Genomic DNA, 14,321 nt, shown 5'->3' on the forward strand with positions numbered 1-14,321 from the left:
GGGTCGCGGGCGCGCTGGGAAACGACCTTCTGGGCGCCTTCCGCGCGGTCCGCGCGTCGGACTCCGCCTGGGCCGCCGACCGCGGTACCGAAGAGATCATCGCCGCACACCTGTGGCGCTACTAGAACCTGGAGGACACGTGGCCGACATCCGGCGGGCGACGACCGTCGAAGAGGCCGTCGCCGCCGAGCACCTATTCGACGGCCCCGCGGAGCGGGAGGCGTCCGAGAAATTCCTCGCGGCGGAGGAGAACCACCTGCTGATCGCCTACGAGGACGGCTTCGCGGCGGGGATGATCACCGGCACCGAGGTGACGCATCCGGACAAGGGCACCGAGATGTTCCTCAACGAACTCGACGTCCACCCGGACTACCAGCGGCGCGGGATCGGCCGGGACCTGGTCGACGCGCTGGCCGCGCTCGCCCGGGAACGCGGTTGCCGCGGTATGTGGGTCGGCGTCGAACCGGACAACACGGCCGCGCTGGCGACCTACTCGTCGGCGGGCGCGAACACGGACGGGAAGTTCGTCATGCAGTCGTGGAGCTTCGAAGACTGATGTCCTCCGGAATCGACGGCGACCGCACGGGGCTGTCCGGCCCGCGCTGGCTGCCCGGCGGCGAGCATCTCGTCGCGGTCGCGCGGGCCGAACTCCCGCAGAAGGACGGGCTGGCCGGGCCGTTCGCGGCGCTGGCCGCCCTGCGCGCGGCGGGGTTCGACGTCTCCGACCAGGACGAGGTCGCGGCGCTGGCGGGCACGGTCCTGCCCGGGGAGCCGGATCTCCCGGCGGGTGAAGAGTCCCGTGTGGACTATCGGCTTTCCTTGCCGGTGGCGGATTCGGGCGCAGGGACCGCGCCGGACGGCCTGGCGCGGGCGATCGGGACGCTGTCGTGCGGTCGGCTCGCCACGGTGCCCGCCACCGGGAACTGGGCGCCGCAGTCGCTCTTCATGCTCCTGGCGGCGTTGTGGCATCTGCCGCGCGTCGCGCTGATCGCCGAGGTCGACCCCGCCGAGTTCGGCGCGCACGACACCCCGGTCCGCGCACTGGCCGACTACCTCGACACCGGTGTCCCGCCGCTGTGGTCGTCGCGCTGGCGTCCGCAGGCAGGACATTTCGTCCTGGTGGCCGGGATGCGGATCGGCGCCGAGGGCACCCTGGTGTCCCTTATGGATGGTTATCCCTCGTTGGGGGACAACGGTTTGCGCGAACAACCGGTGGAATGGCTGGCCGCGGCGCTGAGCCGGATGCTGGTCGTGGTCGACACCGCCGACGCCGAGTCCGCCGACGCCGCCGTCAAGACGGCCGGTCTGTGGAACTGAGGTCGTCGGGCTTGGCGAACCGGGAGTGCTTGCGGCCGTAGAAGACGTAGATCAGCAGGCCGAGCAGCAGCCACGCGGCGAACCGCAGCCAGGTCATCACGTCGAGGTTCAGCATCAGGTAGAAGCACGCCAGCGCCGCCGCGATCGGCAGATACGGCGAGAACGGCACGGTGAACGGGCGTTCCAGGTCCGGGCGGCGTTTGCGCAGCACCGGGACGGCGATCGCGACGATGATCATCGCCGAGAGCGCGCCGATGCTGACCATGTCGGCGAGTTCCGAGATCGGGATGAACGCGGCGAGGGCCGCGATCAGCACCGCGCCGGCGATCGTCATCCGGTGCGGGGTGCCCCAGCGCGGATGCGCGGTGCCGAACTTCTTCGGCAAGAGGCCGTCGCGGCCCATCGCGAAGCCGATCCGCCCGATCGTCACCAGTTCCACCATCATCACCGACGTCAGCCCGGTGACCGCGCCGAGCGAGATCAGCGCACCCACCCAGTGCTGCCCGACCCGGTCGAAGGCGTCGGCGAGCGGGGCGCCCGCGTCGATCTCGGCGAACGGAACCATCCCGGTCAGCACCAGCGAGACACCGATGTAGAGCAGCGCGCAGACACCGAGCGCGCCGAGGATGCCGACCCGCAGATCGCGTTTGGGGTTCACGGTCTCTTCGCCGAGATTCGCGAGCGCCTCGAAACCGGTGTAGGCGAAGAAGACGACCGCGGCGGCGGTGACCATCCCGGCGATGCCGTAGACGGACTGTTCCAGCCCGAGCGCGGCTTGCACGATCGGCTGGTGCAGGGTGCTCGCCGTCTCCGACGGCGCCTGGGCGGGCGGGATGAACGGGGTGAGGTTCTCGCCGCGGATGTAGAACACGCCGACCGCGAGGATCAGCACGCACACCGCGACCTTGACCAGCACGAGCAGATTCGTCACCCGCGCCGACTCCTTGATCCCGACGACGGCGATCACGGTCAGCACGGCGATGATCACGACAGCGCCGATGTTCACCTTCGCGTCTTCGCCGAACCAGTCGGGGGAGAGCCCCATCAGATTCGCGAGATAGCCGGACCAGCCACGCGAAACGACGGCCGCGCCGAGGGCGAACTCGAGCAGCAGGTCCCAGCCGATGATCCAGGCGAACGTCTCGCCGAGGGTGGCGAAGGCGTAGGTGTAGGCGCTCCCGGCCGTCGGCACGCTGGACGCGAGTTCGGCGTAGCAGAGGGCGGCCAGCCCGGCCACGACGGCGCCGAGCACGAACGACAGCGTCACCGACGGACCCGCGTGGGTCTTCGCCTCGACTCCGGCGAGGGTGAAGATGCCGGTGCCGATGATGATGCCGACCCCGAAGCCGATCAGGTCGCGCCCGTGCAGGCGGCGTTTCAGCTCACCCGAGTCCTGTCGCTTCAGGACCTCGTCCACGTCCAGAGTTCGCCGCATGAAGGGTCACGCTAGAAGATCGCCGCCCACCTCGCAGATCGGTGAACGCCGAAGCGGCTTTCGCCGGATACGACGCGCCCGTGGTGGACCGCGCCGAGTGGCGGCCGGTGCTCTCGGGCGGTGTTGCGAAAGCCACTTTCGCAACCTTCAAGGTTGCGAAAGTGGCTTTCGCGACGTGCGCGCGGACCACCCAACCCGGACCACGACCGGAAACCTTCGACTTCCCCCTCAAGTGAACCCGAATCGCCACTCACGACCACGGTTCGGCGCCGCGGCTCACGCGTCCAGGGCGATCCCGTTCTCCTGCGCGAGGATCGCCGCCTGCACCCGCGACCGCAGGTCCAGCTTCGTCAGCACCCGTGAGACGTGCGTCTTCACCGTGGTCTCGCCGATGTGCAGCCGCGTGCCGATCTGCGCGTTGGACAGGCCACCGCCGAGGCAGGCCAGCACCTCGCGTTCGCGTTCGGTCAGCTCGCCGAGCCCGTCGGGGGCGACGGTGGGCTCGCGGGTCCCCGAGGCGAACGCGGCGATCAGCTTCCGGGTGACCTGCGGGGCGAGCACGCCTTCACCCGCCGCGACCAGTTTCACCGCCTCGATCAGCCGTGACGCCTCCACCGACTTCAGCAGGAAGCCGGCCGCGCCCGCCCGCAGCGCGGCGTGGACGTACTCGTCGAGGTCGAAGGTGGTCAGCACGAGGACCTCGCACAGACCCTCCGCGATCAGTTCCCGTGTCGCCGCGATGCCGTCGACGCCGGGCATCCGGACGTCCATCAGCACGACGTCCGGCTTCAACGCCTTCGCCTGCCGGACGGCGGTGGCCCCGTCCCCGGCCTCACCGACCACCTCGATGCCCTCGGCGTTGCCGAGGATCATCATCAACCCGGCGCGGATCGCGCCGTGGTCGTCGGCGACCAGCACTTTGATGTTCCCGTCGCTCAAGACCCCTCCAGAGGCAGTTCGGCGCGGACCAGCCAGCCACCGCCGGACGGCCCGGCGGCGAGAGTGCCGCCCACCGCGGCGGCGCGTTCCCGCATGTTCAGCAGGCCGAGTCCGGTCCCGCCGTCGTCACCCGAGCCGGAGCCGGGACGAAGATCGTTTCGCACTTCGACGGTGAGTATGCCTCCGCCGGAGCTGATGTCGAGTACGGCCCGCCCGCCCGCGGCGTGCTTGGCCGCGTTGGTGAGCGCCTCCTGCGCGATCCGGTACGCGGTCAGATCGACCGCGGCGGGCAGGGCGGGGGGATGGTCCACAAGGGAACCGACCTCGACCTCCAGCCCGCTCGCGCGCGCCGATTCGACCAGTTTGGACAGTTCGGCCAGCCGTGCGGGCGCGGTCGTCTCGATCTCCTGGTCACCATTGGTGGCGTCCTCGCGCAGCAGGCCGATCATCGCGCGCATCTCCTCCAGCGCGCTCACACTGTTCTCCCGCACCGATTCCAGGACGTCCCTGGACATTTTCGGGTCGGCGGTGGCCATCGTCAGCGCGGCCTCCGACTGGATGGCGATCGCCGAAAGATGCCCGGCGATGACGTCGTGCAGGTCGCGCGCCATCTTCGAGCGTTCCCCGGCCACGGCGGCCTTCCGGTCCATTTCGCCGATCCTCGCCAGTTGCTCGGCGTTCGACCGCTCGCCGTCGGCGATGTCCCGTTGCTGCCGCACGTTCGCCGCCCACCACACCGGCGTGATCAGGAACGGCAACAGCGCGAACGCGACGATGACCGCCGTCCGCAGCTGCGAGGTGGCGATGAACGCCAGGCAGACCACCCCGAGCGTGCCCAGCGAGGCGACCCCGATCATCAGCCTGCTGACGCCCCGCGAACCGTAGAGCGTCGCCGCGTACAGGAAGTCCGTGAAGACGAGGATGATCGGCAGCGAGGGGCCGAACGTGGCGTCCACCCCGACCACGACCAGCGAGCACAGCAGCGCCAGCGGGACCCTGCGGCGCAGGACCTGCAGCGAGCACAGCACGGTCAGTTCGGTCAGCCGGATCCACAGTGGCGTCGTGTCCGGGCCGTTGAGCAGTACCTGCATCCCGCTGAGGTAGACCAGGAGTCCGAGCACCCAGGTGCCGGCCGCGATGACGAGGTCCTGCGTCCACAAGGGAAGGTGGCGCAGGCGCGGTGATGAGGGCACCTGTCCATCCCAGCACACCCGGGCGCCCGGCGGGTCCTACTAACTGATGACGGTGATGTCGTGCCGTACGCCGACGCGGCGGCGCCCCACGCGAGACAGACTCGGACCGTGAACAAGATCTGGGACTTCATCGCGGAAAACCCGATGGCGGCGGTGGTCGCCGGCGGGGAGATCGGTTTCTGGGTCGCCATCATCGCCGGCCTGGTGGCCCGCTATCTGCTCAAGCTGAAGCGGACGAGCATCGTCCTGCTGCTGCTCACCCCGGTGATCGACCTCGTCGTGCTGGGCGCGACGCTCATCGACCTGCAGAACGGCGCCAAGGCGAACTTCGTGCACGGCCTCGCCGCGGTCTACCTGGGCTTCAGCGTGGTGTTCGGCCACTCGATGATCAAGTGGGCCGACGTCCGGTTCGCCCACCGGTTCGCGGGTGGGCCGCCTCCGCCGCCCAAGCCGCGGGGACGGGAGAAGCTGCGCGTCGAATGGCGTGAATGGTTCAAATGTGTGCTGGCCTGCGGGCTCGCCGCCGGAGTGCTGCTCCTGCTGATCGTCATGGTCGGTGACACCGAGCAGGTCGCGCCGTTGTGGGGCTGGCTGCCGAGGCTGGGTGTCGTGACGGCCATCTGGTTCGCCACCGGGCCGCTGTGGCAGGAGCTCTCACCCAAGGACGACCGCAGGAACGACGCCCGAGTCGAGGAAGGGGCCCGACGATGATCGAGTTGCTGGGGATCCTGTTGCTGGTGCAGGGCGCGGGTGGTCTGATCAACCGGCTGCTGGGCAGCAGCAATCCGAGCTGGTTCGTCCAGCTCCACCTGCTGCCGCCGGGGATGCACGTCGTGGTGAGCGCGCTGATGGTGGCCGGGGGTGTGGCGTTGCTGTTCGCCGAGCGCGCCCGCAAGACGCGCCGCCGCGGCTCGGAGTCAGAGTGACACGACCACCTGCAGGACCCCGAGGACGATGGTGACGACCGTCAGCACGACGGTGACCACGGTGAGCCGCGTGACCCGCCCGCTCACCGTGTTCTCGTAGGAGTACCTGGTCTCCTCGTCCATCGCCTCGGCCTGGCGGTCGAGCTGGGCGATGATCCGCTCCACGCCCATGCTGGTGACCAGACGGCGTTCCAGCGAGTCGACCTCGGGCGGGAGCACCGAGTGCAGCATTTCGAGGATGTCGTCGAGCGAGCCCCGGAGCAGCCGGGTGCGATTCGGCGACTTTCTCTTGGCGGTGAGGGCCACCAGCTCCCGCTGGGCGTTGCGCAGCCACTGATCGGCCAGCGCCATCCGGATCAGGACCCGTTCGAGGATGAAGAGCATCCCGTGGTCGAGCCCGCCGATGTGGCTGTCGATGCCGAAGTACGGTTCGTCCGCGCCGAACGGGCCGCGCATCAGCTCGCCCTGCTGCTCGACGTACTCGGAATCCTTGCTGTTGAGGCAGACGATCCCGCCCGCCATCGTGTAGGCGGCGACGAAGGTCCGGGTGCCCCAGGACGGCCCGAGCGCGTCGCGAGCGACGTCGTGCGGAACGAATCGCCAGCCCTCGTCGCTGGTCGCCAGCCCGTAGAACGGCCGGGGATCGGCCGCGACCCGCCGGGCGGGCGGATGTCCGTCGTGGGATCGCAGTTCGACGCACCAGCCCTTGCGGCTGAGGCCCTCGGACAGCTCGCAGCCCTTGGTGAGGTCCTCGAAGACGTGGGTGACGGCCTTGAGAAGCGAGGGGAACGACATCTCGCCGTAGCTGCCGTGCAGCCCGTCCTCGCCGTTCGCCGTCTCACGGCCCTGGAGGCTCTGCAGGACGGCGATGGCGAGGTCGAATTCGGCGGACGGGTGACCGGCGTCCGCGCTGGTGATCGTGGTGGCGAGGATCAGCGTCATCGCGTGGTAGCTCGGATGCCAGGTGACCACGAGTTCGCACGGCGGACTGACCGCGCCGACCCGGATCGCCAGCCGTGAGCCGCCGGTGCGTTTGCGCAGCACCCGGCGTCGCGGCGGGGTCGTGTAGCTGGCGAGGAAGTCCTCCGCGGCCGTCCACTCCCGGCCGAGTTCGCCGTCGAGATGCGTCAGCAGGCCCCGGTCGCGGCCGCCGTCCAGGACCTTCTCCGCCTCCCGCTCGGACAGGGGGACCGCCCAGGCGAAGGTGAGGAGCAGTGCGGTCATGCGGCCTCGCGGCGCAGCAGCGCGACCAGGTCCCGGCCGAGGTGGCGGCTCAGTGGCCCGGAGGCGTTGACCAGTTCGTCGCGGTCGATGTGCTCGTCGGTGGGGCCGAGGTCGTCGAGGACGTGGTACGTCCACTCCCATTCGGTGCGCCAGCCCGCGGCCGCGGCGTCGGCGGCGACCACTTCGGGGTCGAGGTAACGGATCGGGAGCGCCGGGCCGTCGCCGTCCCGCAGGGCCTGGTCGAACTCGTCGCGCGACACACGGCGGGACCGGACCTCGGAGCCGGCTTCGACGCTGTCCAGGCTGAATGTGCCCTGCCCGATCGGTGACCGGCTGTAGGCCAGCACGAGGACGCCGCCGGGCGCGGTCACCTCGGCCAGCCGGCGCAGGATCGGCGTGACGTCCGAGGTCGGTACGTGCTGGATGACGTGACTGCACACCACGAGGTCGTACGGGCCGCCGCCGAGTTCGGTGATCGGCGAGACGGCGAAAGAGAACTCTGTGCCCTCGACGAGGGTCTCGCTCGCCTTGGCCAGCCTGTCCGCGTCGGGATCCGCGGCGGTGATGTCGGCGGAGAAGCGGGCGAGCCAGGGGAGAAGGCGGCCCTCGCCGCAGCCGGCGTCGAGCGCCTTGACCTCGTCACGCGCACCGAGCGTGGTGGTGAGCTGCTCGGCGACCTTCCCGAGTGCCCTGTCCTCGCTGGTCGTCCAGTAGCCGTCGTACGGCTCGTGCCGTCGGATGAACATCCCGGTGACGTGGTCGCCGGTGTCCGGGTAGCGATAGCTCTCGGTCAGCACCTCGCGAATATAGCCCGGATTCGCGGCTTTTCCCGGGGGGTGAACGCGGATTACCCTGAGTCGTGGCCACCGTGCCTGTCGCGCTGTACACCGTTGTCGCCGTGGCGCCGTCGGTGCTTTTCTGGTGCGCGATCAAGGTTCCCGCGGTGCTCCGCTGGTGGCGCCGCCGCCGGGAACCGGAGGTCCCCGCCGGGCCGCCCATCGAGAAACTCGCCGCCGATCTCCGCCGGGTGCACCGCCTGCTCGCGGAACTCCCTTCCGGAGCTTCGGCCGTCCGCCGGTACGGCACCCGGCAGGCGTACGACGCGCTGCTCGTCCAGGCCTGCCGGGAGGTCGAGGTCGAGCACCGGCTGGACACCCTGCCGGAGGGTTTCGACCGGGGGATCGAGCGGCTGCGCGTCGAGGAATCCTTGGCGGAACGCGGACTTTCGGTTTCCTGAACGGGCTTGCCCGGATCAGGACTACCGTGTCATGGAGATGGCGCTGTAGGCCCCGCTGCCATTCGTGCAAGTGACTCGGGCTTCTTCCCACGGCCTCACCCACGGGCTCACCTTGTCGCCGTCGTAGTAGCACAGGAGGAACACGCGGTGGTACGCGACGGAATAAGGGGGCTGGCACCTCGACCAGCCCTCACCGTTGCCCTCGTCGGGATCCCATTCCACGTAGCCGGCGGAGCAGGCCGCCGCCACGGCGTTCTGGGACGCGGAGGCGGCAGGGGCGGCCGCGAACAGAATGGTCGCGCCGGTCGCCGCCAAGGCGAGGAGGGAAAGGGCCCGTTTCTTGAACATGCCTGAATTGTGCTGATCCCGGCTCGGGTCGGGCAACGCCCTTCAAGCAGGGGTGAAACCCGTTGACACCCTGAAGACGCCGTTTGTACCGAACGTGTACGAGACGGCTCCAAGCTGGTGCCATGAAGAGGCTGGGACTGCTCGCTTCACTGTTGCTGGTGTTCGCGCTCGTACCCGGGATCGCCTCCGCCGCGGCGAGCTTCCCGCGGATGGACGCGGCCACGGTCGACGGCTACCGCTGGACGCCGGGCTCGACCTTCGACACCTACGGCGCGCGGATCGCCGCGCTGGAAACGAAACTCCCTGCTCGTGGCCTTCCGGAGATCCTCTCGTCGGCCAACCGCACGGGTCGTCCGCTGTGCCACGGCACGTATCTCGCGGCGGCCTTGAAACCGGCGGGGTTCTGCTGGGAGAACGCGAACGACGACAAGACGAACGACTGGATCCCGCAGGGACTCACGGGCTCCGGCGACGCCGACGCGGCGACCGGGAAGGTCGGCGGCAAGCGGGTGGTGGCGACGTCCTGGCACACCCCGGGCGACACCATGGTCCGGCTGTCCTTTGTGGACGCGACCGGCCTCGGTTACCGGCACGTGCTGCTCGTCGAACCTACGTCGAACGACGACTTCGCCGTCGTGCAAGGACATGGGCACGGGATGACCTGGATCGGGAACCGGTTGTTCGTCGCGACCACCGGCGGCGTGATCCGGGTGTTCGACACACGGCATTTCTGGAAGGTCGACGACAGCTCCGGCGTCGTCGGGAAGGGCCCGGACGGGAAGTACCACGCGGCCTTCTACGACTACGCGATGCCGCAGATCGGCGCGTTCTGGTATCCCGGCGGCGGCACCTGCACCACCGCGACCGGCCCGCGTCCGTGTCTCTCGACGATGTCTTTCGACCACGGCGACGGTTCGATCGTGACCTCCGAACACGTGTCGAACGCGGCGGGAAGCCGGGTACTGCGGTGGCCGTTCGACCGCGCGACCGGACTGCCCAGGCTGTCGGCCGATGGGACCGTGCACGCGAAGGAAGGCTTCGTGTCGCCGGTGTGGGGAATGCAGGGAGCCGTGTCGCGCAACGGGTATTTCGTGATGACCGGCGTCTGCCCGGAGTACGCCGGGGTGGCGGGCGACCATCCGTCGTGCCTGCACGGCGGGGTCGGCGGCACGTCGACGTCACGGCTGAGCGGCAAGGCGCCGGTGAACTCGCAGAACCTGTCGTACTGGCCCGCGACGGGCGAGCTCTGGCTGATGAACGAGCAACTCCGGGAACGGGTGACCGTGCACGTCCCGTGGACCACCCTGACCGGCCGCCCCTGACGCGTTCAGTCCTCTGAACGCGAAAGACCCCGTCACCCAACAGCGGTGACGGGGTCTTTCGTGAGCCTGGGATCAGTCCAGGTAGTCGCGCAGCACCTGCGAACGCGACGGGTGACGCAGCTTCGACATCGTCTTCGACTCGATCTGCCGGATGCGCTCACGGGTCACCCCGTACACCTGGCCGATCTCGTCGAGCGTGCGAGGCTGGCCGTCGGTGAGGCCGAACCGCAGCCGCACCACACCCGCCTCACGTTCGGACAGCGTCTGCAGCACCGACTGGAGCTGGTCCTGCAGCAACGTGAACGACACCGCGTCGACCGCGACGACGGCCTCGGAGTCCTCGATGAAGTCACCGAGCTGCGAGTCGCCCTCGTCGCCGATGGTCTGGTCGAGCGAGATCGGCTCGCGGGCGTACTGCTGGATCTCGAGGACCTTCTCCGGGGAGATGTCCATTTCCTTCGCGAGCTCTTCGGGGGTGGGCTCGCGACCGAGGTCCTGCAGCAGTTCGCGCTGTATACGGCCGAGCTTGTTGATGACCTCGACCATGTGCACCGGGATACGGATGGTGCGGGCCTGGTCGGCCATCGCGCGGGTGATCGCCTGACGGATCCACCAGGTGGCGTACGTGGAGAACTTGTAGCCCTTGGTGTAGTCGAACTTCTCGACCGCGCGGATCAGACCGAGGTTGCCCTCCTGGATCAGGTCCAGGAACGCCATGCCGCGGCCGGTGTAGCGCTTGGCCAGCGACACCACGAGCCGGAGGTTCGCCTCCAGGAGGTGGTTCTTCGCCCGCTCGCCGTCACGCACGATCCACTTGAGGTCGCGCCGCATCTGGGTGACGAGTTTCTCGCCCTCCTCCTCGGCGTTGCGGACGCGTTCGGCGGCGTAGAGCCCGGCCTCGATGCGCTTGGCGAGCTCCACCTCCTCCTCGGCGTTCAGCAGGGCGACCTTGCCGATCTGCTTGAGGTACGCGCGGACCGAGTCGGCCGAAGCGGTGAGCTCGGCGTCCTTACGGGCCTGGCGCAGTGCCTCGGACTCTTCCTCGTCCCAGACGAAGTCCGGGTTGTCGGAGGTCTTGCCGGCGTTCTTGTCGGCCGCCGTGCGGCGCCCGCGCGGGGGCGTCTCTTCGACGTCCTCCTCGGACTCCGCGTCCTCTTCCGTCTCCTCGGTGACCGTCGCGTCGACGACGTCCACCTCGACCTCTTCGAGGTCGGACAGATCCGGGGTTTCGAGGTCGGCTTCGTCGAGGTCGCCGGGACCGTCTTCCGGTTCGCCGTCTTCGGTCTTGGCGCCCTTGGTGGTGGGTTTCTTGGCCGGAGCCTTCTTCGCCGGGGCCTTCTTCGCGCCGGCCGCCTTGGCGGCGGTCTTGCGCGCCGCGGGCTTGGCCGCGTCGGTGGCTGCCTCGTCGGCCGGCTCGCCGGCTGCGGTCGCTGTCTTCGTCCCGCTTCGGGTTGCGGTTCTTGCGGCTGCCACTTACGCCCTTTCGCAGCGGTCGATCATGACGAGCCGAGGCTTGATGGTCTCGGCTGCCTCAAACTTCGGGGAACACCCTCCGGCCTGCGGTTTCCCACGTTCTCGTGAGCGCCGCCGCCGTGGGCCGTGTTCCATTGTAACGACGATACGTGACAGCGTCGCGGCGCGGATCACCGCCCGGCGGGCGCGACACGCCGTCCGACCCGCCGAAGTGACATCCGAAGTACGGATGTCAACGCGGTCGTGTCAGTGCTCGATGCCCTCTGCGGCGGCGGCCGCCGCGCCGACGATGCCCGCGTTGTTCTGCAGGGACGCGACGAGGACCGGCGTGCGGATCTCCAGCAGCGGAACCCACTTGTGAGACTTCTTGCTGACCCCGCCGCCCACGATGAACAGGTCCGGCCAGATCAGGTTTTCCAGCACGGTGAGATACCTGTTCACCCGTTCCGCCCATTGGGGGTACGACAGTTCCTCGTTGTCCTTGACCGACGCCGCGGCCTTCTTCTCCGCGTCGAAACCGTCGACCTCGATGTGGCCGAATTCGGTGTTGGGGACGAGCTTGCCGTCCTGGAAGACCGCGCTGCCGATGCCGGTGCCGAAGGTGAGCAGAGCCGTCACGCCACGCCGGGCCACCGGGTCGCCGAAGCGGATCTCGGCCATGCCGGCGGCGTCGGCGTCGTTCAGCATCGCGATGTCGTCGACGCCGCGGCCGAGGCGTTTGGCGAACAGCGCGTCGGCGTCGGTGCCGATCCACTTGTGGTCGATGTTGGCCGCGGTGTGCGCGACGCCCTTCTTGACCACCGCGGGGAGGGTGACCCCGACGGGACCGTCCCACCCGGCCTGACCGGTGATCTCGGCGACGACGTCGGCCACCGCCTCGGGCGTCGACGGCTGCGGCGTGTCGATCCGGATCCGGTCGCCGATCAGCTGTCCCCGCGCCAAGTCGACCAGCGCGCCCTTGATCCCGCTGCCGCCGATGTCGATACCGAAACCTCGGGTCGCCTCCACCACGGACGTGGTCCCTTCTCGCACGATTCAGAAGCCTGCCTCGGAGACTTTAACCGGATGTGGTGACATGGCGGACGTGGGAGTTGACGAGACGTTGCTGAAAAGTGTCGCCGAGCGTGTCGCGGGCGAGGCCGCGGAACTGGTCCACGAGGCCTGGACCGGGATGAACGCGGGCCGCGAGGTGCGGGTGGACACCAAATCCGCCGACACCGACGTGGTGACCGCGGTGGACCACGAGTCGGAACGGCTGGTGCGCGCGCGGCTGGCCGAACTGCGCCCCGAGGACGCCGTGCTGGGCGAGGAAGGCGGCGGCGTCGCCGGCGACGGGGTGACCTGGGTGGTCGACCCGATCGACGGCACCGTGAACTTCCTCTACGGCCTGCCGTGGTTCGCCGTCTCGGTGGCCGCGCAGGTCGGCGGGGTCTCGGTGGCGGGCGCCGTCGTCGAACCGGTGAGCGGCCGTCGCTGGACCGCCGCGCGCGGGCAGGGCGCGTTCCTGGACGGGCGGCCGCTGTCGGTCAACGCCCCTTCCCGGCTGGATCTGACACTCGTCGGCACCGGATTCGCCTACAAGGTCGAACGCCGCACGAAGCAGGCCCGGTTCGTCGCCGAACTGGCGACCCGGGTGCGCGACGTCCGGCGCAACGGCGCCGCCTCACTGGACCTGTGCGCGGTCGCGGCCGGCTGGCTGGACGCCTACGTCGAACACGGGCTCGGTCACTGGGACTGGGCCGCCGGAGCGCTCATCGCCGCCGAGGCGGGGGCCCTGGTGTCCCTTCCGGGACAAGACGCCGAGCTGGGACCGGACGCGACCTTCGCGGTGGCGCCGTCGATCGCGACGCCGTTGCGTCAGGCGCTCCTGGACTCGGGTGTGGGCACGATCTGAGCCCTCTGGCGCGCTAGGAATGGCCCGTTACTTGCAAAATTTGCAAGTAACGGGCCATTCCTAGCGCGTTTGTCCACGAAATCAGCAGGGGGCTTCGCGAGCCGCCTTCAGCAGCGTCTGGTCGATCACCGGGGCACCGCCGCCGGCCGACTGCTCACCGCCGCCGCTGCCCTGCTGCGCCTTCGACCACTGGGTGAGCTGGTCCAGCACCTTCCGCGCCTCCGCCTTCGGGCGGATGTCGCCGAACAGGGTGCCGGTGGTGAGCGTGACCGACGCGTCCTTGCGGTTGTCCTTGACCAGTTCGGCGCACGGGACCACCAGGCTCAGCGTGCGGGCCGCCGCGGCGCCGTTCTCGCCGAAGCGGATCTGGCCGCGGCACTTGGCTTCGGTGTTCCCGTACGCGGGGTCGTTGACCGGGTCGACGGCCTGCGAGAAACCCAGTTCCTTGAGCGAGCTGGTGGCGATGCCGCCCTGGCCGCGCACCTTGGAGCCGTTGAGCACCTGGACGGCGACCTTGTCCGGCGGAACCGGCGCGCGGTCGTCCAGTCCGTCGTGCGCCAGCGGCGTGTAGGTGACGCCCTGCTGCGGCGCGGGCGGCGGATCGCAGCGGATCACGGCGTCGATGTCGCTGCGGCTCGTCACGACGTTCACCCAGACGATCACGGCGCCGAGCGCCAGCACGCCGATCACGATGAGCGCGGGCAGCGGCTTGTGCTTGCGATACGGCCTCGCCCCGCGGTCCCCGATGCCGTTCCCCGACGCCACCTGCCAGTCCCTTCCCCAAAGCCCGGATCCCCGGACGGTGCGTTCACTCACACCGTCGTGTCCGATCAGCCTATGCGTTACGGCGAAGGTCATCGGCGCGGGCCTCCGGATAGCACCACGTGATGACCACTCCGGGCAAGCGACCGGGCCCAGGGGGTGAGGTTCCCGACGTGGGGGCAACCCATTCGGACGACAGGCGTCTTGACAACAGGTTCCCCCTGTTGGGTGACGTATTCGCAGCAATGTCT

General features: G+C 69.4%; 16 protein-coding genes. 7 read left to right on the top strand and 9 right to left on the bottom strand.

Annotation, left to right across the window (positions count from 1 at the left end; translation table 11 throughout):
• Positions 1-139: 139 nt before the first annotated feature.
• A complete protein-coding gene (locus H5J31_RS40270; protein ID WP_181775882.1) occupies positions 140-556 on the top strand; it encodes a GNAT family N-acetyltransferase in 417 nt (138 codons plus the stop codon).
• The gene (locus H5J31_RS29255) at positions 556-1,317 is read left to right on the top strand and encodes a DUF6885 family protein (RefSeq protein WP_181775883.1); all 762 of its coding nucleotides are present in this window, start codon (positions 556-558) and stop codon (positions 1,315-1,317) included. The genes H5J31_RS40270 and H5J31_RS29255 overlap by 1 nt, the downstream gene beginning before the upstream one ends.
• Here the strand turns inward: H5J31_RS29255 and H5J31_RS29260 are convergent.
• From H5J31_RS29260 to H5J31_RS29270, 3 genes are all read right to left on the bottom strand, one after another.
• On the bottom strand, positions 1,292-2,734 hold the full coding sequence (locus tag H5J31_RS29260) for an APC family permease (protein WP_181775919.1): 1,443 nt from the start codon (positions 2,732-2,734) through the stop codon (positions 1,292-1,294). The two genes, H5J31_RS29255 and H5J31_RS29260, sit on opposite strands and share 26 nt — an antisense overlap.
• 294 nt (positions 2,735-3,028) lie before the next feature.
• Positions 3,029-3,691, bottom strand: coding sequence for a response regulator (locus tag H5J31_RS29265; protein ID WP_181775884.1), 663 nt, complete (start codon positions 3,689-3,691; stop codon positions 3,029-3,031).
• Entirely contained in the window at positions 3,688-4,884 is a 1,197-nt protein-coding gene (locus tag H5J31_RS29270) for a sensor histidine kinase (protein WP_181775885.1), read from the bottom strand. The genes H5J31_RS29265 and H5J31_RS29270 overlap by 4 nt, the downstream gene beginning before the upstream one ends.
• 108 nt (positions 4,885-4,992) lie before the next feature.
• Here H5J31_RS29270 and H5J31_RS29275 point away from each other — a divergent pair, with 108 nt between their 5' ends.
• Together H5J31_RS29275 and H5J31_RS29280 are read left to right on the top strand one after the other, a co-directional pair.
• Complete coding sequence (locus tag H5J31_RS29275) at positions 4,993-5,595, top strand: hypothetical protein (RefSeq protein ID WP_181775886.1); 603 nt, start codon at positions 4,993-4,995, stop codon at positions 5,593-5,595.
• Positions 5,592-5,810 carry a hypothetical protein gene (locus H5J31_RS29280; RefSeq protein WP_181775887.1) on the top strand — a complete coding sequence of 73 codons (219 nt, stop codon included), beginning with the start codon at positions 5,592-5,594 and terminating at the stop codon, positions 5,808-5,810. Before H5J31_RS29275 ends, H5J31_RS29280 begins: the two co-directional genes overlap by 4 nt.
• On the opposite strand, the gene H5J31_RS29285 is transcribed toward H5J31_RS29280, so the two are convergent.
• Positions 5,802-7,034 (bottom strand): hypothetical protein, encoded by a 1,233-nt coding sequence (locus H5J31_RS29285; protein ID WP_181775888.1) that lies wholly within the window; start codon positions 7,032-7,034, stop codon positions 5,802-5,804. The genes H5J31_RS29280 and H5J31_RS29285 overlap by 9 nt on opposite strands.
• A complete protein-coding gene (locus tag H5J31_RS29290) occupies positions 7,031-7,831 on the bottom strand; it encodes a class I SAM-dependent methyltransferase (RefSeq protein WP_181775889.1) in 801 nt (266 codons plus the stop codon). Before H5J31_RS29290 ends, H5J31_RS29285 begins: the two co-directional genes overlap by 4 nt.
• Before the next feature lie 62 nt (positions 7,832-7,893).
• Here H5J31_RS29290 and H5J31_RS29295 point away from each other — a divergent pair, with 62 nt between their 5' ends.
• Complete coding sequence (locus H5J31_RS29295; protein ID WP_181775890.1) at positions 7,894-8,271, top strand: hypothetical protein; 378 nt, start codon at positions 7,894-7,896, stop codon at positions 8,269-8,271.
• A gap of 21 nt (positions 8,272-8,292) precedes the next feature.
• On the opposite strand, the gene H5J31_RS29300 is transcribed toward H5J31_RS29295, so the two are convergent.
• On the bottom strand, positions 8,293-8,619 hold the full coding sequence (locus H5J31_RS29300; RefSeq protein ID WP_181775891.1) for a hypothetical protein: 327 nt from the start codon (positions 8,617-8,619) through the stop codon (positions 8,293-8,295).
• 122 nt (positions 8,620-8,741) lie between these two features.
• Here H5J31_RS29300 and H5J31_RS29305 point away from each other — a divergent pair, with 122 nt between their 5' ends.
• A complete protein-coding gene (locus tag H5J31_RS29305) occupies positions 8,742-9,941 on the top strand; it encodes a hypothetical protein (RefSeq protein ID WP_181775892.1) in 1,200 nt (399 codons plus the stop codon).
• Between the two features lie 72 nt (positions 9,942-10,013).
• Here the strand turns inward: H5J31_RS29305 and H5J31_RS29310 are convergent, their stop codons facing one another.
• Together H5J31_RS29310 and ppgK are read right to left on the bottom strand one after the other, a co-directional pair.
• Positions 10,014-11,414, bottom strand: coding sequence for an RNA polymerase sigma factor (locus H5J31_RS29310; RefSeq protein ID WP_181775893.1), 1,401 nt, complete (start codon positions 11,412-11,414; stop codon positions 10,014-10,016).
• A gap of 246 nt (positions 11,415-11,660) precedes the next feature.
• Positions 11,661-12,422, bottom strand: coding sequence for a polyphosphate--glucose phosphotransferase (ppgK, locus tag H5J31_RS29315; RefSeq protein WP_181775920.1), 762 nt, complete (start codon positions 12,420-12,422; stop codon positions 11,661-11,663).
• A 67-nt stretch (positions 12,423-12,489) separates the two neighbouring features.
• Between ppgK and H5J31_RS29320 the strand changes: the two genes are divergently transcribed.
• On the top strand, positions 12,490-13,308 hold the full coding sequence (locus tag H5J31_RS29320) for an inositol monophosphatase family protein (protein ID WP_181775894.1): 819 nt from the start codon (positions 12,490-12,492) through the stop codon (positions 13,306-13,308).
• 81 nt (positions 13,309-13,389) lie between these two features.
• On the opposite strand, the gene cei is transcribed toward H5J31_RS29320, so the two are convergent.
• Positions 13,390-14,073, bottom strand: coding sequence for an envelope integrity protein Cei (gene cei / locus H5J31_RS29325; RefSeq protein WP_181775895.1), 684 nt, complete (start codon positions 14,071-14,073; stop codon positions 13,390-13,392).
• Positions 14,074-14,321: the final 248 nt, after the last annotated feature.

This window comes from Amycolatopsis pittospori (assembly GCF_013870525.1).
Classification (GTDB): domain Bacteria; phylum Actinomycetota; class Actinomycetes; order Mycobacteriales; family Pseudonocardiaceae; genus Amycolatopsis; species Amycolatopsis pittospori.

Bases quoted from the DNA above. Each gene is read 5' to 3' on its own strand.
- H5J31_RS29255 (WP_181775883.1), top strand. From the start codon at position 556: ATGTCCTCCGGAATCGACGGCGACCGCACGGGGCTGTCCGGCCCGCGC.
- H5J31_RS29280 (WP_181775887.1), top strand. From the start codon at position 5,592: ATGATCGAGTTGCTGGGGATCCTGTTGCTGGTGCAGGGCGCGGGTGGT.
- H5J31_RS29285 (WP_181775888.1), bottom strand. From the start codon at position 7,034: ATGACCGCACTGCTCCTCACCTTCGCCTGGGCGGTCCCCCTGTCCGAG.
- H5J31_RS29300 (WP_181775891.1), bottom strand. From the start codon at position 8,619: ATGTTCAAGAAACGGGCCCTTTCCCTCCTCGCCTTGGCGGCGACCGGC.
- H5J31_RS29305 (WP_181775892.1), top strand. From the start codon at position 8,742: ATGAAGAGGCTGGGACTGCTCGCTTCACTGTTGCTGGTGTTCGCGCTC.
- H5J31_RS29320 (WP_181775894.1), top strand. From the start codon at position 12,490: ATGGCGGACGTGGGAGTTGACGAGACGTTGCTGAAAAGTGTCGCCGAG.